Origin of the sequence: Haemophilus parainfluenzae (assembly GCF_003252725.1) — a bacterium.
Classification (GTDB): domain Bacteria; phylum Pseudomonadota; class Gammaproteobacteria; order Enterobacterales; family Pasteurellaceae; genus Haemophilus_D; species Haemophilus_D parainfluenzae_L.
The window spans coordinates 36,672-54,370 of sequence record NZ_QEPO01000002.1; the positions used below are offsets into that span (position 1 = coordinate 36,672).

Annotated in this window: 18 protein-coding genes; 13 read left to right on the forward strand and 5 right to left on the reverse strand. The window is 39.8% G+C overall.

Annotated elements, in window-relative coordinates:
- Nucleotides 1-6: 6 nt before the first annotated feature.
- Nucleotides 7-1,023 carry a biotin synthase BioB gene (gene bioB / locus DPV85_RS02860; protein WP_049374926.1) on the forward strand — a complete coding sequence of 339 codons (1,017 nt, stop codon included), beginning with the start codon at nt 7-9 and terminating at the stop codon, nt 1,021-1,023.
- A gap of 45 nt (nt 1,024-1,068) precedes the next feature.
- On the opposite strand, the gene suhB is transcribed toward bioB, so the two are convergent.
- Entirely contained in the window at nt 1,069-1,869 is an 801-nt protein-coding gene (suhB, locus tag DPV85_RS02865) for an inositol-1-monophosphatase (RefSeq protein WP_111326961.1), read from the reverse strand.
- Between the two features lie 200 nt (nt 1,870-2,069).
- Between suhB and DPV85_RS02870 the strand changes: the two genes are divergently transcribed.
- The 9 genes from DPV85_RS02870 (at nt 2,070) to yfbR (ending at nt 10,949) form a co-directional block, all read left to right on the forward strand.
- The gene (locus DPV85_RS02870; RefSeq protein WP_111326963.1) at nt 2,070-2,588 is read left to right on the forward strand and encodes a prepilin-type cleavage/methylation domain-containing protein; all 519 of its coding nucleotides are present in this window, start codon (nt 2,070-2,072) and stop codon (nt 2,586-2,588) included.
- On the forward strand, nt 2,585-3,301 hold the full coding sequence (locus DPV85_RS02875) for a PulJ/GspJ family protein (RefSeq protein WP_111327257.1): 717 nt from the start codon (nt 2,585-2,587) through the stop codon (nt 3,299-3,301). Before DPV85_RS02870 ends, DPV85_RS02875 begins: the two co-directional genes overlap by 4 nt.
- The gene (locus tag DPV85_RS02880; RefSeq protein ID WP_165816465.1) at nt 3,298-3,984 is read left to right on the forward strand and encodes a DUF2572 family protein; all 687 of its coding nucleotides are present in this window, start codon (nt 3,298-3,300) and stop codon (nt 3,982-3,984) included. The genes DPV85_RS02875 and DPV85_RS02880 overlap by 4 nt, the downstream gene beginning before the upstream one ends.
- A gap of 13 nt (nt 3,985-3,997) precedes the next feature.
- Nucleotides 3,998-4,264, forward strand: a complete 267-nt coding sequence (locus tag DPV85_RS02885) for a DUF5374 domain-containing protein (RefSeq protein ID WP_049383247.1) — start codon at nt 3,998-4,000, stop codon at nt 4,262-4,264.
- Between the two features lie 37 nt (nt 4,265-4,301).
- Nucleotides 4,302-7,661 (forward strand): exodeoxyribonuclease V subunit gamma, encoded by a 3,360-nt coding sequence (gene recC, locus DPV85_RS02890; protein WP_111326967.1) that lies wholly within the window; start codon nt 4,302-4,304, stop codon nt 7,659-7,661.
- Between the two features lie 77 nt (nt 7,662-7,738).
- Nucleotides 7,739-8,188 carry a transcriptional regulator NrdR gene (nrdR, locus tag DPV85_RS02895; protein WP_005695670.1) on the forward strand — a complete coding sequence of 150 codons (450 nt, stop codon included), beginning with the start codon at nt 7,739-7,741 and terminating at the stop codon, nt 8,186-8,188.
- Nucleotide 8,189: 1 nt separating this feature from the next.
- On the forward strand, nt 8,190-9,320 hold the full coding sequence (gene ribD / locus DPV85_RS02900; RefSeq protein WP_111326969.1) for a bifunctional diaminohydroxyphosphoribosylaminopyrimidine deaminase/5-amino-6-(5-phosphoribosylamino)uracil reductase RibD: 1,131 nt from the start codon (nt 8,190-8,192) through the stop codon (nt 9,318-9,320).
- A gap of 3 nt (nt 9,321-9,323) precedes the next feature.
- Entirely contained in the window at nt 9,324-10,346 is a 1,023-nt protein-coding gene (gene degS / locus DPV85_RS02905) for an outer membrane-stress sensor serine endopeptidase DegS (RefSeq protein ID WP_111326971.1), read from the forward strand.
- Nucleotides 10,347-10,352: 6 nt separating this feature from the next.
- Nucleotides 10,353-10,949, forward strand: a complete 597-nt coding sequence (gene yfbR / locus DPV85_RS02910) for a 5'-deoxynucleotidase (RefSeq protein WP_111326973.1) — start codon at nt 10,353-10,355, stop codon at nt 10,947-10,949.
- A 50-nt stretch (nt 10,950-10,999) separates the two neighbouring features.
- On the opposite strand, the gene modE is transcribed toward yfbR, so the two are convergent.
- Nucleotides 11,000-11,767 (reverse strand): molybdenum-dependent transcriptional regulator ModE, encoded by a 768-nt coding sequence (gene modE, locus DPV85_RS02915; RefSeq protein WP_070868101.1) that lies wholly within the window; start codon nt 11,765-11,767, stop codon nt 11,000-11,002.
- A gap of 134 nt (nt 11,768-11,901) precedes the next feature.
- Here modE and modA point away from each other — a divergent pair, with 134 nt between their 5' ends.
- The 3 genes from modA (at nt 11,902) to modC (ending at nt 14,519) form a co-directional block, all read left to right on the forward strand.
- Nucleotides 11,902-12,666, forward strand: a complete 765-nt coding sequence (gene modA / locus DPV85_RS02920) for a molybdate ABC transporter substrate-binding protein (protein WP_083180179.1) — start codon at nt 11,902-11,904, stop codon at nt 12,664-12,666.
- 94 nt (nt 12,667-12,760) lie between these two features.
- Nucleotides 12,761-13,477 (forward strand): molybdate ABC transporter permease subunit, encoded by a 717-nt coding sequence (gene modB / locus DPV85_RS02925; protein ID WP_269473958.1) that lies wholly within the window; start codon nt 12,761-12,763, stop codon nt 13,475-13,477.
- Nucleotides 13,464-14,519: a molybdenum ABC transporter ATP-binding protein ModC gene (gene modC, locus DPV85_RS02930; RefSeq protein WP_111326975.1), complete on the forward strand. Its 1,056-nt coding sequence runs from the start codon at nt 13,464-13,466 to the stop codon at nt 14,517-14,519. Before modB ends, modC begins: the two co-directional genes overlap by 14 nt.
- A gap of 74 nt (nt 14,520-14,593) precedes the next feature.
- On the opposite strand, the gene dnaJ is transcribed toward modC, so the two are convergent.
- From dnaJ to DPV85_RS02945, 3 genes are all read right to left on the reverse strand, one after another.
- A complete protein-coding gene (dnaJ, locus tag DPV85_RS02935; RefSeq protein WP_111326977.1) occupies nt 14,594-15,730 on the reverse strand; it encodes a molecular chaperone DnaJ in 1,137 nt (378 codons plus the stop codon).
- Between the two features lie 140 nt (nt 15,731-15,870).
- On the reverse strand, nt 15,871-17,139 hold the full coding sequence (locus DPV85_RS02940; RefSeq protein WP_111326979.1) for an O-acetylhomoserine aminocarboxypropyltransferase/cysteine synthase family protein: 1,269 nt from the start codon (nt 17,137-17,139) through the stop codon (nt 15,871-15,873).
- A gap of 75 nt (nt 17,140-17,214) precedes the next feature.
- Nucleotides 17,215-17,613: a GyrI-like domain-containing protein gene (locus DPV85_RS02945; protein ID WP_111326981.1), complete on the reverse strand. Its 399-nt coding sequence runs from the start codon at nt 17,611-17,613 to the stop codon at nt 17,215-17,217.
- Between the last annotated feature and the right edge of the window lie 86 nt (nt 17,614-17,699).

The following is a 17,699-nucleotide window of genomic DNA, read 5'->3' on the forward strand; positions in this document are numbered from 1 at the left end:
AATATAATGACCACAACAAATGTAGTACAGCTTTCATCTATTACGCCCCATCCATCAGTAGAGTATTGGTCTGTTTGTAAAGTCGAAGCGCTATTTGAAACCCCTTTTTTAGAATTAGTCTATCGTGCAGCTCAAGTGCATCGAGAGCATTTCAACCCTGGCGCAATACAGTTATCAACCTTGATGTCGATTAAAACGGGTGGTTGTCCAGAGGATTGTGGCTATTGTCCTCAATCAGCGCGTTATCAAACAGGTGTACAAAATCAGCAGATCTTGGATATTGATGAAATTGTCGAAAAAGCCAAAATTGCTAAAGCACGTGGTGCAGGACGTTTTTGTATGGGCGCGGCATGGCGTGGTCCTAAGCCTAAAGATATGGAAAAAGTGACGGCGATTATTCGTGCGGTAAAAGATATTGGCTTAGAAACGTGTGGTACTTTTGGTTTGTTGCAAGATGGTATGGCGGAAGAGTTAAAAGATGCAGGATTGGATTATTACAACCACAATCTAGATACCGCGCCAGAGAATTATCACAATGTCATTGGTACGCGTCGTTTTGATGATCGTTTAAGTACATTAGGAAAAGTGCGTCATGCCGGTTTAAAAGTTTGCTGTGGTGGTATTGTGGGTATGAATGAAACCCGTAAAGAGCGAGCTGGTTTAATTGCAAGTTTGGCAAATCTTGATCCTCAGCCGGAGTCAGTGCCGATTAACCAATTAGTGAAAGTGGAAGGCACGCCAATGGCTGATGCAGCTGATTTAGATTGGACAGAATTTGTTCGCACTATTGCGGTGGCGCGTATTACTATGCCAAAAAGTTATGTTCGCCTTTCTGCAGGTCGTCAAGGCATGAGTGAAGAAATGCAAGCGATGTGCTTTATGGCTGGCGCAAATTCCATTTTCTATGGTGACAAGTTGTTAGTGACAGGCAACCCAGAAGAAGATGGCGATCAGCTTCTTATGGCAAAATTGGATCTTGAGCCTGAAACGGAAGAAAATAGAAAACCACTCGACAGAAATTAGTCATAAAAAAAGAGCGGTGAAATTCACCGCACTTTTTATTGGGACTTACTTAACTTGTTCGGTTAAGCAAGGCTGAATTTTATTTAGCATTTCTTTTAAAATACGCGCTGGTGCAGCCACGATATTGCCTGAGCGTAAATAGCCGTGACCCGCATTGAAATCACACACTAAACCGCCTGCTTCACGCACGATTAAATCACCCGCTGCGCAATCCCAAGGTTTTAAGCCCATTTCGAAATAACCGTCAATGCGACCAGAAGCTACATAGCAAAGGTCTAATGCGGCAGAACCTGTACGACGAAAATCTGCTGCTTCATCAATTAAATTATTCATGATAGCAAATTGAGTTGGCATTAAGCTTGGTTGTTTGAATGGAAAACCGGTGGCTAAAATCGCCCCGTTAAGTTCATTTTGGCTATCTACACGTAAACGCACTTCATTTAATTTTGCGCCTTCACCACGCACAGCAGTGAATAATTCATTACGAATAGGATCGTAAACCACACCCACTTCGGTACGGTTTTTTACACGGATAGCAATAGAAACTGAGAAATGTGGCAAACCTTTTACAAAGTTGGTTGTGCCATCTAGTGGATCAATTACCCATTGAATATCACTGTCTTTGCCTTCTAATGCACCACGCTCTTCACTGATAATTGTGTGATCAGGATAAGATTTTTGAATGATTTCAATGATCTCAGCTTCAGCGGCTTTATCGACGCTAGTCACATAATCATTAATACCTTTTTTACTTGTTTGGATGTCATCACGGCGCTCATAGTTTTTAGCAATCACGTTGCCCGCTTTTCGTGCCGCACGAATAGCGATATTTAACATTGGATTCATATTTCCACCAGATTTTAAAGAACAGATAAATAGGTCGCCTATTATAAGGGAGTTTTAGTAAATAGCCAGTTGAAAATGTTTAATTCACGGTTTTTCCCGTTTTTTAAAGGAAATTTGCGATCAGTATCGCAAAAATAACGTAGCAAATTTGGCTTTCTTCTAAAGGAATTTTAAAGTGCGGTCAAAAAAGAAGGCATTTTATGTATAAAGGGATAACTTTATTAGAAACCTTGATTACGTTATTTATTTTAAGTGTAACGTTGGCGTTTGCATTGCCTAAATGGCAGAAAAATGATCCCAAATATTTTCTCGAAAAAGAGCAACAACAGCTTTATTTTTTCTTACGTAATATTCAAGCGAGGGCAGAAAACTCATCTTCGATTTGGTTTATTTTGGCCAATCAAGATAGGGCAAATCAACGTTGGTGTATTACTGCTCAAGTAAAAAACGATCATTTTTGCGATTGTTTTCATCCCCAGAATTGCCCTAAAAACCTTTATGCGCATTTTTACTATCCTTATTTTGAAAGGAAAACGATGCTTATTGGCCCCAAACTATATCCGTCTGAAGTGGCGGTGAAATTTAATGGAGCCAGAAATACCATGGAAACGAATTGTTTTATGTTACAGGCTGAAGAGCATCGTACATTGTTCTCTTTTTTCAATGTCGGCAGTATTAAATTAAAGTCTGATCAAGCGGCGAGTGCATGTACAAGATGAAACCATTAAAAGGCGAAACATTGGTGAGTTTGTTGATTTCACTTGGCTTATCCGCTTTATTATTGCTATTGGTTGCACAGTTTTATGCCCAAACTCAACAGCAAAATCAGCGTTTAATGTTACAACTCAAATTACAAGCGGAATTACAACGCACAATTCAACTCATCGGGAAAGATCTGCGTCGCGTAGGCTTTCGAGCCGCAAACCAAAAACTCATTGAAGATAATCTGGCTTTATTTGAATTAGACGAAAAGGGCACTGCAATAACCATTGCTCAAGCAGATAATGCCCCGTCAAATAGTTGTGTTTTATTTTTTTATGATTTGAATAGCAATGGTTGTATTGGTGAAAAATACACAAAAAATACCTGCGTAAATGGCGTTAAAAATGTGGCAAAAAATATTGAAAAGGAGCTATTTGGTTACAAACTTAATGGAAAAATGATCGAAACCAAACAAACTTATAAAAATGCGGTAAATGCGGATTGTCGCTCAGCAGAGTGTCAGAGAGCCTTAGCGCAATCTGCTTGTAACGCTGGTGGTGGATGGACTGATTTATTGGATGAAAAAGAGTTTGAGATTTCTCAATTACGTTTTGATTGGTTAAAGGCAAGGAAAGGGATTGAAATCAAACTCGCGGGAAATCTTGCAACACATAAGCATATTCAATATGAAACTTCGCTTGTGGTGCCTTTATTAAATCAAGAAGAATGATGATGAAAAAAGGGATTGTGACACTGACGGCACTGATTTTACTTTCAGGCTTATTGGCGCTGATCTTATTATTTGATGAACAGATCTTTGCATTTTTTCGATCTCAAATGAGTCAGCGGAAATATTATGTAGAACAAGGCCAGGCGTTACAGAAAATCAGTCAGCAACAACAAACGCATATTTGCCAAAACTTGCCTGTAAATGGTGCTGAAAAAGTGAAACAAGTCTTTTTCGAGTCTAATTGGGCAGAGGATAAAGTGTACTATTCTGTTTGGTGTAAACGAGCAGAGTTATTTAAGAAATCGCCCACAAAAGGCATTAATGAAAATATGCTACGAGATTTTATTTCCAGCGAAAAACAAGCTGATTTTCAACCGCACTTTGTGAAAGTAGATACTACTTTAACTGTTCAAAAAACACCGCAAGTATATTGGATAACACAAAGCCAATTAGAAATTAAAGGGAATGTGAGTGGCATTTTGTTAGCAGAAGGGGATTTAACTTTAACAGGTAAAGGGCGAATTAGTGGAGCAGTGATTACAGGTGGTTCGCTTAAGTTAGAGGAGGGAGCGACGGTGGCTTATGGTAAAGCCGTGGTGACAAAACTCGTACAAGAATATAGCCAATGGCGTTTGGTGGATAAAAGTTGGAGTGATTTAAGTGCGCAAGATCAAAGTGAATAATGGTATGTCGTTAATGTCACTTTTATTAGCCTTATCGATTTTCAGCGGATTATTTTTGATCTTTAACCGATGGACGAGTGAGCAACGGAAAAGTGCGGTCAGAATTTTTCAAGAATTTCAGGCGATTCAAATTGCTGAAAATCAGGCTCAACGTCAGTTTTTAGGCTTGTCTTGTGAAAATAGCGTAGAACAAAATGGTATTCAATTTGCAATTCAATGCAGTCATCATCAAGTGAATATACGCTATCCTCAAGGTGAATTTTTATTGAAAACCGAGTAAAATAACGCATTGTTTTTGCTTTCAAAAGGGCGTTACTTTGTTCGTTACTTATTATTCAAACCAACCGGAAATTCAAAAGGATATTTTAGTTTCGCTGTTGGAAAATTTACCGCAACATGATCCATTTCAGTCTGACATTGTGTTGGTGCAAAGTCCGGGTATGGCACAATGGTTACAAATGGAAATTGCTAAAAAACGCGGCGTTGCAGCGAATTTCCAATTCCCCATGCCTTCCAGTTTTATTTGGAAACTTTACGCTGATAATTTGCCGAATGTTTCCACGCAAAACCCTTTTGAAAAAGATTCAACGTTATGGCGATTAATGCGATTAATCCCTACTTTTTTACAGCAAAAAGAATTTGAACCATTAAAAAAATATTTAGCGTCTTCACCTGCATCAGAACAGCAAAAACTTTATCAATTAAGCCTAAAAGTTGCCGATTTATTTGACCAATATCTCGTCTATCGCCCTGAATGGATTGCCGCATGGGAAGAAAATAACAATGAAAAAATCTTGGCTCAAATTAATCAGCAAAAGCAGGGCCTTTCGGCGTTAAATCCTACCTTTCTTTCTCAAATTAAAGACAATATTCATTGGCAGGGAATTTTATGGCGAGCCTTGGTGGATGATGTCCAACGTGATTTCGGTGGAAAAGCAAAGCATCGTGCTGCACTCAATCAACAATTTTTAGAGCTATGTCGTGATCCAAATGCGACACTCAACTTGCCGGAATGTATTTTTATTTTTGGTATTCCAGCATTGCCAACGGTTTATCTCAATATTTTCCAAGGTATTTCAGCTAAAACAGATGTACATTTATTCTTCAATAATCCATGTCAAGAATATTGGGGTGACTTGAGAGATCTGAGTAAATCCTATTTATTAGAAAGACAGCGTTTCGTGCAAGAAAGCAACGATGCGAAGCCTTTAATTTCAGCCGAGCAAGTGTCATGGGAACCTGCCGACCTTGATTACACTAATCAACAAGAAGAATTGTTCAACGGGAATCCGCTTTTAGCCTCTTGGGGAAAAATGGGACGGGATTTTCTCTACCAATTAGTGCGTGATGAAGAAAATATTCAAGCCATTTCCCGTGATTACTATGCAGAACTTTCCGAAAAAACATTGTTAGGGCAGATCCAAAATCAAATTTTGACGTTGAGTCATGGTACATTAAATGTCGCGAAAAATGACCGCTCTTTGGTGATGAAATCTTGTCATAGCGAGATGCGCGAAGTTGAAGTGCTACATGATTATTTGTTGGATTTATTCAATCAGAATCAGCATAAACCAAAAGAAGAACAGATTACACCAAAAGATGTGGTGGTCATGGTGGCCGATGTTAATCAATACACGCCTTATATTCAGGCTGTCTTTGGGGCGAATAGTGCGGATGCACCTGTTATTCCGTTCTCAATTTCTGACAGTAAATTGTCTGAAAGTGATGTGATCGTGTCGAGCTATCTTTCCCTGTTAAATTTAAAAGAAAGTCAGTTTGGCGCGGAAGAAGTACTGGCTTTATTGGATATTCCCGCTATCCGTGAACGTTTTAATATTGCGCTTGCCGATCTCGAGCAAATCCGTGAATGGGTGAAAGAGGCGGGTATTCGCTTTGGCTTGGAAAAACAGCAGAATACATTAAATTTTAACGCGTGGCAGGCGGGGCTTGAACGTATGACTTTAGGTTATGCGATACGTGAAGAACAAGGCGTTTGGCAAGACAGCCTTGGACTTGATAGTAGCTATGGATTGAAAGGGCAGTTAGTCGGTGCGGTGAATCAATTTTTTACGGCTTTAAATAAATGGCATCAAGATTTGCAAAAGGCACACAATATTGAAAAATGGCGTGAAAAATTGACCGCACTTTTGACGGATTTCTTTGTGCAAAATGAAGAAACTGCGGATACCTTGTTTTATATTCAGGATTGCATCAATACCTTTGCCGATGATTTGCAGACCGTCAATTTTGAAGAAACCTTGCAAGTGGATGTCATTGCGGAAGTGATGTCTGCACGTTTAGAAGAAACGCCAAATAGCCTTCGTTTTTTAGCAGGAAAAGTGAACTTCTGCACACTTTTACCTATGCGTTCCATTCCTTTCAAGGTAGTGTGTTTGCTCGGAATGAATGAAGCGGATTACCCACGCAGTCATACTCCAAATAGTTTTGACTTAATGCAATATCATCATCAAAAAGGCGATCGTGTTCGTCGAGATGATGACCGTTACTTATTTCTTGAGGCTTTGCTCGCCGCAAGATCCCATTTTTATGTGAGTTATGTGGGCTGTTCGATTATTGATAATCAACCCAAAGAGCCTTCAGTATTGGTGAGCCAGTTGCTTGATTATATTAATCATTATTCAGACAATGGTTTGAGAATTGAACAACATCCAATGACGGCGTTTAGTCCAATCAATTTCCAAAATGAAGGGGAAATTAACCGCTCTTTTGCGAAAAAATGGTTGCCGATTGCCCAATTCCAAGAACGAAAATGTCATGAATTTGCTGTGCCGATGGGCGAAAATCAAGAGCCAATAACGGAAATTGAGCTCGATCGTTTTGTAAGTTTTGTTGAAAATCCTGTGAAATTCTTTTTTGAAAAGCAGCTTGGCGTGTATTTCCGAGATGAAGACGATCGCATTGAAGAAAGTGAAAACTTCACGTTAAATGGCTTGGAACATTATCGCATTAGTAATGAGTTATTGCATTTAGAGGAAGCGCAATTTAACGATTATTTTGACAAACAGCGAGTGAAAGGCATCATGCCACGCGGCGAGTTTGCGGAAGTATGTGCGCAATCCATTCGTGCTGATGTATTGGCTTTTAAAGAGAAAATTAAGGATTATTCTTCACCACACAGTGAGAGTGTCGATTTTGTGGTGGAAACGGCACAAGGCAATATTCGCTTGTTTGGTTATATGGAGCCATTATTTGGCGATGAAAATAAGATAATTGAATGGCGATTTGCAAAATATAAGGATCGTTATCGCATTCGTCCATGGCTTTATTATCTCATTCAACTGGCGACAAAAGAGAACGCTCAGCCACCACGTATTATCGCTAAAGATAAGGATTTAACATTAAAAGCAATAGAAAAATCAACCGCACTTGAGAAACTGAAAATGTATGTCGAGGCCTATTTACAAAGCCAACAACAAATTCAGCTCATTCCAACGGAAAATATAGCGAAGTTTATTGAAAAAGATGAAAGTGCGGTCAATTTTGATAATGTTTTAACGAATATCGAATCCCTTGCAAAAGATGATAACTATGGTTATAGAAAAGCCGATCCTTATTGGGCAAGGGTATTGGGGCAAACAGAACAATTTAAATCACAGGATGGTCTTTTGCAGTTGGTGAAACAAACCACATCTTGGTTTGGAGAAATGTTGTCTTAAAGCGGATCTTCAGATCGAAAAGATCCTGGATTTTTGATAAGATACTGACTTAAGAATCATTTTGAAAAGGAGCTAAAATGCGTTGTCCGTTTTGTTCAACTGAAGAAACTAAGGTGATTGACAGCCGTTTGGTTTCTGATGGGTATCAAGTACGTCGTCGTCGGGAATGCGGGAATTGTCATGAACGCTTTACCACCTTTGAAACGGCCGAATTAGTGGTGCCAAAAATTATTAAAAATGATGGGTCACGAGAGCCGTTTAATGAAGATAAATTGCGTAGCGGTATTCAACATGCGTTAGAAAAACGCCCTGTAAGTTCGGATGATGTGGAAAAAGCCATCAGCCATATTATTATCCAATTACGTGCGACAGGTGAGCGCGAAGTGCCAAGTCATCTCGTGGGCAAATTAGCCATGAATGAGCTGAAAGAATTAGATAAAGTGGCGTATATCCGTTTTGCGTCCGTTTACCTGAGCTTTGATAATATCAATGAATTCACCAAAGAAATTGAAAGCTTAAAGGATTAGTATGAGTGATACCTTTTCCCCTGATGACGTGAAATTTATGCAACAGGCTCTTGAGCTTGCGGCAAAAGGGCAGTACACCACTACGCCTAATCCATCCGTAGGATGTGTGTTGGTTAAAAACGGTGAAATTGTCGGGAAAGGGTTTCATTTTAAAGCTGGTCAGCCTCATGCAGAACGAGTGGCGTTGGCAGATGCCGGTGAGAAAGCGAAAGGCGCAACTGCTTATGTGACGCTTGAACCTTGTTCTCATTATGGACGCACACCGCCTTGTGCATTAGGTTTAATTGAAGCGGGTGTCAGTCGAGTTGTCGCAGCCATGGCCGATCCTAATCCTCAAGTGGCGGGCAAGGGCTTAAAAATGTTAGCCGATGCAGGCATACCAAGTGCGGTCAATTTATTGAACGAACAAGCAGAAGCTTTAAATAAAGGTTTTCTTAAACGTATGAGAACCGGTAAGCCTTATGTGCAGCTAAAACTAGCCATGAGTTTAGACGGCCGAACAGCTATGGCGAGCGGTGAAAGCAAGTGGATCACTGGTGAAGCCGCTCGTGCAGATGTACAAAAAATGCGAGCCAAAGCGACCGCACTTTTATCTACAAGTGCTACCGTGTTAGCCGATGATCCAAGCTTGAATGTGCGTTGGAATCAATTCCCCGATGCTCTAAAAGCGGAATATGCTGAAGATACTGTGCGTCAGCCTATTCGCATAATCTTAGATTCTCAAAATCGAGTTCAACCAAACCATCAATTATTCCATACCCATTCGCCAGTTTGGCTTGTGGGTTCAATTCCACGGGATATGTCTGTATTCCCTGATTTCTGTGAGCAAATGTTACTACCAGAAAACTATGATTTTGATCTATTGATGACAGAATTAGGCAAGAGACAAGTGAATTCTGTTTGGGTTGAAGCCGGCGCCAATTTAGCGGGAAGCCTGATTGAACAACATGCTGTAGATGAATTAATCATTTATGTCGCCCCAAAACTCTTGGGAGATAAAGCTCGAGGATTATGCCAACTTCCGCATTTGGAAAAACTTGCTGATGCCCCATTGTGGCAACTGCAAGAATGTGAAAGAATTGGGGATGATTTAAAACTTAGTTATTTACCTAACTTATTAATAAAAGAATAAAAAATGTTAAAAAAACTTTTCCACTCCGCCCTTTGGGGGCTTGCTGCGGCAGGTGTTATTTTATTTGCCGTTCCTAAGCTCAATAACAGCAGCCTTTTCTCTGCTGATGATATCGTTTCGTTCAATAGCGCCGTGAGAATTGCTTCTCCTGCTGTGGTGAATGTGTACAACCGATCTTTTTCTTCTGCCAGTATTAATGATAGCGATCAATTACAGGTAAATAACTTAGGTTCTGGTGTGATTATGACGAAAGACGGTTATATACTCACCAATAAACACGTTATCCAAAATGCCGATCAAATTGTAGTCGCACTGCAAAACGGTAATATTTATGAAGCGAATTTAATTGGTTCGGATAATTTAACGGATCTTGCGGTACTAAAAATTAAAGCAACCGATCTTTCCACGATTCCACAAAATAAAGAACGCCAAGTACGAGTGGGTGATATTGCTCTGGCTATTGGTAACCCATATAACCTTGGTCAAAGTGTTTCCCAAGGGATTATTAGTGCGGTAGGGCGTAGTGCAGTTGGGGATTCTTTAGGTCGTCAAAACTTTATTCAAACAGATGCATCAATTAACCGCGGTAACTCTGGTGGTGCGTTGATTAACTCAGCTGGCGAATTAGTAGGGATCAGCACGTTAAGTATTGGTAAAACAGCCAATGAAATTGCAGAAGGTCTGAATTTTGCGATTCCAATCAGCATTGCCAATGATGTGTTATATAAAATTATTCGCGATGGACGCGTGATTCGTGGTTATTTTGGGGTACAAAGTGAAATCACCGCGAACTCAAACGGTGGTATCGTGATTACAGGCGTGACCGCCAATAGCCCTGCAGCGAAAGCGGGCATCCAAGTAGGTGATGTGATTTTACGTTTAAATAAACAAGATAACCTGTCTATTCGTGAAATGATGCAAATTATCAGTGATACTAAACCGAATACTGAAGTCATCGTTACCATTTCTCGCTTAGGTAAAGTGATTGATCTCCCTGTGATTATTGAAGAGTTCCCGTCTAATTAAGGATATATTGTGGAAGTTAAAACCAGTCACTTTTTTGCCTGTTTAGATCGTCTTCGCTTAATTCAGCGTTGGTCATTGATGCGCAATATTGAAAAGGAAAACTTAGCGGAGCATAGTCTGCAAGTTGCCTTTGTGGCACAAGCTTTAGCGATTATTAAAAATCGCTTTTTTGGTGGGGAAGTGAATCCTGAGCGTATTGCGGTGATGGCGATGTATCATGATACCTCTGAAATTTTTACTGGAGATTTGCCAACCCCAATTAAGTATTTCAATTCTGAAATCACTCATGCTTACAAAGACATTGAAGCGGCTGCAGAATTGCATTTAATTAGTTTGCTCCCGACTGAATTGCAAGAGAGTTTTGCGACATACTTAGATAGTGAGCAATTTAGCCCAGAAGAAAAGCATTTAGTAAAACAAGCGGATTTGATTTGTGCCTATATTAAAGCCCAATTTGAATTAGAGCATGGTAACCATGAATTTAAAACAGCGAAAAAACGCTTAGAAAATTTAATGGAACAATGGCACAGTCAAGAAATGGATTATTTTTTGCAGGTCTTTTTGCCAAGTTTTGGACGATCGATTGATGAGATTGCGTTGTAAGCGAAAATAAAAAGTGCGGTTAATTTTGACCGCACTTTTTGTTTCTGATATTACTTCAATGTCGCTAAAATGATCTGTTCAGGATCTACGTGTAACCACACATCTTGTCCCACTTTCCAACCATCTTTGCTATGAATACTCGCACAAAATTCAATTGAGCTGTCCTTTATTTGCAAAATCGCTTCTTCATTCTGCATAGAAAGAATCGTCGCTTGGAAAAGGTTATTTTTTTCTTCTAATGGGGTGGTGCTAATTTTCACCCAAGGGGCTTTAAACATGACCATCACTTCTTTTTCAGTAATGAGTCTGAGGCGCTCAGCACTGCGCATTGTGATTGAAACATGTAATGGATGAGCTAAATCCTGAATGTTTACTGCAACAATGCAGCGGGAGTCCACAATATGTTGGCTTGCCACTTTCCCGAAAAATTGATTGCGTGCGCTACTTTGTAAGGAGAATTTTGCCGTTGCTGAAAGGAGACTGTTTAGCGGGATCGTCTCATCTTGCAGAATATGAAAGGCGTGCTCTTGTGTTTGTTCGAGCAAATCATAAAGCTGCAGTAAACGCTCAGCATAAGTGGTTAATGAAGTACCGCCCCCATTTTTCCCACCGATATTACGTTCTAAAAGCGGTTTGGGGCTGATTTTATTCATTGCCTCAAGGTGATCCCAAGCACTTTTATAGCTCACTTTAGCGTTTTTGGCCGCTTGGTTGATTGAGCCACATTCTTTAATTTCTTTTAAGAGGCGAACACGTTTTGGATCAATAAATAATTCTTGATGAAGTTTGATCGTCAGTAAAATTTCAGTTTGTTTCATCATCTCCTCCTAATACACAATTCTGTTTATTTTACTTGATCTTTAAGTTTTTCTGTATGCTTATTTAAAAATTCAAGTTATAATTTACTCGTAGTATATTTTTTTATATATAGTTTCATTTATATAGGAGATAAATAATGAAATTAACTAAATTTGCAACTGCACTTTTAATTGCAGGCATGGGCGTATCTTTTGCTGCATCAGCAAAAGTGACTGTGTTTGCAGCAGCTTCAATGACTGATGCGTTACAACAAATTGCGGATCAATACCAAACTGAAAAGCCAAATAATACCGTCGTTTTCTCTTTTGCTTCTTCTTCTACCCTTGCCAAACAAGTTGAAGAAGGTGCACCTGCAGACTTATTTATTTCAGCTAGCAACAAATGGATGAAATATTTATCAGATAAAAATCTCACCGTAAAAGAAACGGAAAAAGTATTAGCGGGTAATGAATTAGTATTAATTGCACCGGCTAAAAGTGCGGTTAATTCAGTGGATATTGCTAAAGGTGAATGGATTAAAGGCTTAAAAGACAGCTATTTATCTGTGGGTGATCCTGCGCATGTTCCTGCGGGACAATATGCAGAAGAATCATTAACGAAATTAAATTTATGGGATCAAGTTAAAGATAAATTAGCGCGTGCGAAAGACGTACGTGGCGCGTTAGCCTTAGTTGAACGTGCTGAAGCACCTTACGGTATCGTGTATAGCACTGATGCAAAAGTGAGTAAAGACGTGAAAGCAGTAGGTGTATTCCCGAAAGATAGCTATAAACCAGTTGAATATCCAGTCGCGATTTTAAAAGATCATGACAATGCGGATACCCGTGATTTCCTTAACTACTTAGAATCGAGCGCAGCGAAAAAAATATTTGTTGAATATGGTTTCTCTGTGAAATAATGAGCTCAGACTTTATAAAGAAAGGACAGGCAACTGTCCTTTTTGTTATCTCTAAAGAAATTTCGTCATATTGATATATACACAAGGAAATATTTTGCTCTCTTGGTTTCAATTAAGCCCGATGGAATGGGATGCGATTCACTTAAGCATGAGTGTCGCATTGAGTTCTATGCTTTGGAGTTTGCCCTTCGCAATTTTTATCGCTTGGTTGCTGGCTCGTAAGGAATTTTACGGTAAGTCGCTGGTTACAGGAATTATTCATCTGCCTTTGGTGTTACCGCCGGTGGTTATCGGTTATTTATTATTAGTCGCCATGGGACGTAATGGCTTTATTGGCAAGTATTTATATCAATGGTTTGGCTTATCCTTCGGCTTTAGTTGGAAGGGAGCGGTATTAGCTTCTGCAGTGGTGGCATTTCCATTGGTTGTGCGGGCGATACGTCTTTCCTTAGAAAGCATTGATTTTAAATTAGAGCAAGCCGCACAAACGCTTGGTGCTTCGCCTTGGCGAGTCTTTTTTACAATCACGTTGCCTCTTTCTTTACCTGGTGTATTGGCGGGTTTAGTATTAGGTTTTGCTCGTTCTTTAGGTGAGTTTGGTGCAACTATTACTTTCGTTTCCAATATCGCAGGAGAAACTCAAACCATTCCTTTAGCGATGTATTCATTTATCCAAACACCAGGCGCAGAAGCACAAACTGCACGACTTTGCTTGTTTGCGGTGATCCTTTCATTAATTTCTTTATTGCTTTCCGAAACCTTAAGTAAACGGATGCAGAAAAAATTGGGGCAAGGCGATGCTACACATTAATGTACAACAACAATTAGGTCGCCTGACCTTACGTGCGGATCTCCAGCTACCAACACAAGGTGTGACGGCTATTTTTGGTTTGTCAGGTTCGGGTAAAACCTCATTGATTAATTTGGTGAGTGGTTTAACTCATCCTGATCAGGGATTTATTCGTTTAAATGACCGCACTTTGGTGGATGTAGAGAACGGTGAGAATCTCCCTGTGCATCAGCGCAAAATTGGTTACGTATTCCAAGATGCGCGTTTATTTCCGCATTACAACGTCAAAGGCAATTTACGTTATGGCATGAAGCATGTCAGCCGTGAAGACTTTGACTATATCGTTCAGCTACTTGGTATTGAATCCTTACTCAAACGCTATCCTCTGACTTTATCGGGTGGTGAAAAACAACGTGTGGCAATTGGGCGAGCCTTATTAACAGATCCTGATATTTTGTTAATGGATGAACCACTTTCAGCTTTAGATGTGCCTCGCAAACGTGAGCTTATGCAATATCTGGAAAGTCTATCCAAAGAAATTAATGTGCCGATTTTATATGTGACGCACAGCTTGGATGAATTATTACGTTTGGCCGATCGCGTTGTGCTGATGGAAAACGGCAAAGTGAAAGCCTATGACACCTTAGAAAATGTGTGGAACAGTCCGTTATTTGCCCCTTGGAAAGGTGAATCGGAGCAGAGTAGTGTGTTGGCGTTGCCCGTATATTTACATAATCCAACCTATAAAATGACCGCACTTTCTTTGGGCGAACAACAGCTTTGGATTAATGAAGTACATCATCAAGCGAATGAAAAAGTTCGCGTCTGTATTTATAGTTCCGATGTGTCACTCACACTCAGCAAGCCAGAGCAAACGAGTATTCGTAATATTTTACGAGGGCAAATTGTACAAATCGTTCCGCAAGAGAATCGCATTGACATTGCGGTATTAGTGGAAGGACATAAAGTTTGGGCAAGTATCAGTAAATGGGCTTTTAATGAATTGCATTTTGCTCAAGGCATGGATGTTTATGTGCAAATAAAAGCGATTTCTGTCGTGTAAAGTCATTACTTATAAAATAAAAGTGCGGTCAATTTCAAAACAGTTTTAAAATTGACCGCACTTTCTGTTTAGGCTTACTTACCTAAGTTATCAAAGAATTTCTTCACACCGTCTAAAAAGCTTGAAGATTTAGGACTATGCGATTTTTGTCCTTTCAAACTTTCTTCCAGTTTTTCTAATAATTCTTTTTGTTCTTTATTTAAGTTCACCGGTGTTTCAATCACTACGCGACAAATGAGATCGCCTGCATAGCCGCTACGTGTAGAGCTCACCCCTTTACCCCGCATACGGAACAGTTTGCCTGTTTGGGTTTCAGCAGGGATTTTGAGTTTCACTTTACCGTCTAAGGTTGGGACTTCAATTTCACCCCCTAACGCAGCCATTGAGAAACTGATTGGCACTTCGCAGTAGAGGTTATTGCCATCACGTTCAAAGATATGATGTTCTTTAACATGAATCACCACATATAAATCGCCTGCTGGTGCTCCATTTTCGCCTGCTGCGCCTTCACCGCTTAAACGTAATTGGTTGCCGGTATCCACACCTGCTGGGATTTTAACGGACAGGTTTTTCTTCTTGTGAACACGACCTTCGCCATGGCAGCTTTTACATGGTTTTTCAATTTTCTTACCCGAGCCATGACAAGTTGGACAAATCGCTTCAGTCACGAAGAAGCCTTGTTGGCGACGAACACGACCAGAACCATGACAGCTTGGACATGTCTCAACTTTTGATCCTTTTTCTGCACCAGTACCATCACAGCTATCACAGTGAGCAAGCGTATTAATTTGGATATCTTTGGTTGTACCTTTTACGGCTTCTTCTAACGTAATTTGGATGTCATAGCGTAAATCTTCACCGCGTACTACACGCTGACGACCGCGTCCGCCACCGCCGAAGATATCACCGAACATATCTCCAAAAATGTCACCGAAATCAGCACCGCTGAATCCGCCACCAAAGCCGCCGCCTCCCATGCCGCCTTGTTCAAAGGCTGCATGGCCATATTGATCGTAAGCGGCACGTTTTTCTTTATCACCTAGGATTTCATAGGCTTCTTGGATTTCTTTAAATTTTTCTTCTTTGGCTTTATCACCTTTGGTTCTATCAGGGTGATATTGCATGGCGAGTTTTTTGTAAGCACGTTTAATTGCTTTTTCATCTGCGCCACGTTCAACACCAAGAACGTCGTAATAATCTTTCTTTGCCATAATGTTTTCGTTTTCCGTTTAAAAATATAAATTTAAAAAATTTTATTTTGTTATTGTATGGTATTGCGTTAACAACATACCTAAGAATAAAAATAATGTCGAAGTCAGAAATATCAAGGGTAAATTCGTTAATTTATGACTTATTTTGCTGCTGCAAATGCTTGATCTAAGTCAGCTAAAATATCTTGAATATTTTCAATACCACAAGAAAGACGAATAAGCCCTGCAGAAATCCCAACTTGTTCTAATTCAGCTTCACTTAATTGTCGGTGTGTTGAAGTCGCTGGATGTAACGCACAAGTACGAATATCGGCTACGTGTACTTCACGTGAGGTCATTTGTAACGCGTTTAACCATTTTGCCGCGGTTTCTTTGCCGCCTTTAATCTCAAAGGAAATGACACCACACAAACCGTTAGGTAAATATTTTTGTTTGAGCGCGTAATCTGGTGAGCTCGGTAAGCCTGGGTAATTCACTTTAGCGACTTGTGAATGTTTTTCTAAAAACTCGGCTACGGCTTGAGCATTTTCATAATGACGTTGCATGCGAAGCGCAAGGGTTTCCGTGCCTATATTCAATAAGAAACTATTTTGTGGGGCTGGCGCTGCACCTAAATCACGCATTAATTGAACACGCGCTTTGACAATATAAGCTGCAGGGCCAAAGGTTTCTGTATAAACTAAACCGTGATAAGTTTGGTCTGGTGTGCTTAGTTGCGGATATTTACCGTTATTCCAATTAAAGTTACCACCATCAGTAATGGATCCACCTAAGGCAATAGCATGACCATCTAAATATTTAGATGTACTGTGAATGACCACGTTTGCGCCAAATTCGATTGGGCGACAAAAATAAGGGGTGGCAAAAGTATTATCAACTAATAATGGCGCCTCTGCAGCTTTTGCTAAGGCAGCAAATTTTTCAATATCTAATACTCGTAAAGCAGGGTTAGCAATAGTTTCAGCAAAAACTGCTTTTGTATTTGGACGGATTGCTTTTTTGAGCTCTTCAAGCGGTAAGTTTTGATCCACGAAACTCACTTCAATGCCCATTTTTTTGAATGTATGGGCAAATAAATTGTAAGTGCCGCCATACACATAAGAAGAGGAAATGAAGTGATCGCCCGCTTCTAAAATATTCAACATCGCATAGAAAACCGCAGATTGACCAGACGCAGTACACATTGTTGCAACGCCACCTTCAAGTGCCGTAATTTTTTCTTCCGCAGCATTTGTCGTTGGGTTTGCTAGGCGAGTATAGAAATAACCTGCAGCTTGTAAATCAAATAGCTTGCCAATTTCTTCTGCAGAATCGTAGGTATAAGTCGTGCTTTGCATGATAGGTTGAACACGTGGCTCACCGTTTTTAGGGCTATAGCCAGCATGGAGGCATTTCGTTTCGAATTTCATTGTTTTTTCCTTTAGTTGTGTTTGTTTGGGGGATAAAGTGCGGTCGTTTTTTATAAAATTTTATGCACTTTGAGTTTAGCAATGAGGTTCAACAGCGATATAAATTTCTACCAAACCATCAGGGTGGTATTTTTCAAAATCCACCGAATAAGCCCGCTTAAGTAAACATTGTTGTTCTTTTTCCCAGATCAGTTGCCATGTTTGATAAATTTCATCTACTTTGCAATGAAAAACTTCGTAGAAACTCAAATCTTCAATTTCAATCACCGGGATATCTGTTTCTGATACTATTTCACTTGCAATCGCAAAATCATAGTCTGCTTGGTAATTCGTAGCATAATTAAAATAGATACCATAACAACAGTGACCTTGTGGTAGTTTGTCGAAATTGTTTTGCCAAAGGGTTGAGATTATCTCATTTGCTATGTTGTTATTTAAGCGTTGTTGTACGATAGGGTAGAGTTTTAACGCCATTTATCCTCCTGGTTTATTTTTCCTGACTTCACTTTTTTAAATAAAGTCAGGAAAAACGGCATTTAATGAATATGCCAAAAGGGCGT

Excerpts from the sequence above, each read along its gene's own strand:
- bioB (WP_049374926.1), top strand. The coding sequence starts at position 7 with ATGACCACAACAAATGTAGTACAGCTTTCATCTATTACGCCCCATCCA.
- suhB (WP_111326961.1), bottom strand. The coding sequence starts at position 1,869 with ATGAATCCAATGTTAAATATCGCTATTCGTGCGGCACGAAAAGCGGGC.
- DPV85_RS02870 (WP_111326963.1), top strand. The coding sequence starts at position 2,070 with ATGTATAAAGGGATAACTTTATTAGAAACCTTGATTACGTTATTTATT.
- DPV85_RS02875 (WP_111327257.1), top strand. The coding sequence starts at position 2,585 with ATGAAACCATTAAAAGGCGAAACATTGGTGAGTTTGTTGATTTCACTT.
- DPV85_RS02880 (WP_165816465.1), top strand. The coding sequence starts at position 3,298 with ATGATGATGAAAAAAGGGATTGTGACACTGACGGCACTGATTTTACTT.
- DPV85_RS02885 (WP_049383247.1), top strand. The coding sequence starts at position 3,998 with ATGTCACTTTTATTAGCCTTATCGATTTTCAGCGGATTATTTTTGATC.
- nrdR (WP_005695670.1), top strand. The coding sequence starts at position 7,739 with ATGCGTTGTCCGTTTTGTTCAACTGAAGAAACTAAGGTGATTGACAGC.
- ribD (WP_111326969.1), top strand. The coding sequence starts at position 8,190 with ATGAGTGATACCTTTTCCCCTGATGACGTGAAATTTATGCAACAGGCT.
- degS (WP_111326971.1), top strand. The coding sequence starts at position 9,324 with ATGTTAAAAAAACTTTTCCACTCCGCCCTTTGGGGGCTTGCTGCGGCA.
- modE (WP_070868101.1), bottom strand. The coding sequence starts at position 11,767 with ATGAAACAAACTGAAATTTTACTGACGATCAAACTTCATCAAGAATTA.
- modC (WP_111326975.1), top strand. The coding sequence starts at position 13,464 with ATGCTACACATTAATGTACAACAACAATTAGGTCGCCTGACCTTACGT.
- dnaJ (WP_111326977.1), bottom strand. The coding sequence starts at position 15,730 with ATGGCAAAGAAAGATTATTACGACGTTCTTGGTGTTGAACGTGGCGCA.
- DPV85_RS02940 (WP_111326979.1), bottom strand. The coding sequence starts at position 17,139 with ATGAAATTCGAAACGAAATGCCTCCATGCTGGCTATAGCCCTAAAAAC.
- DPV85_RS02945 (WP_111326981.1), bottom strand. The coding sequence starts at position 17,613 with ATGGCGTTAAAACTCTACCCTATCGTACAACAACGCTTAAATAACAAC.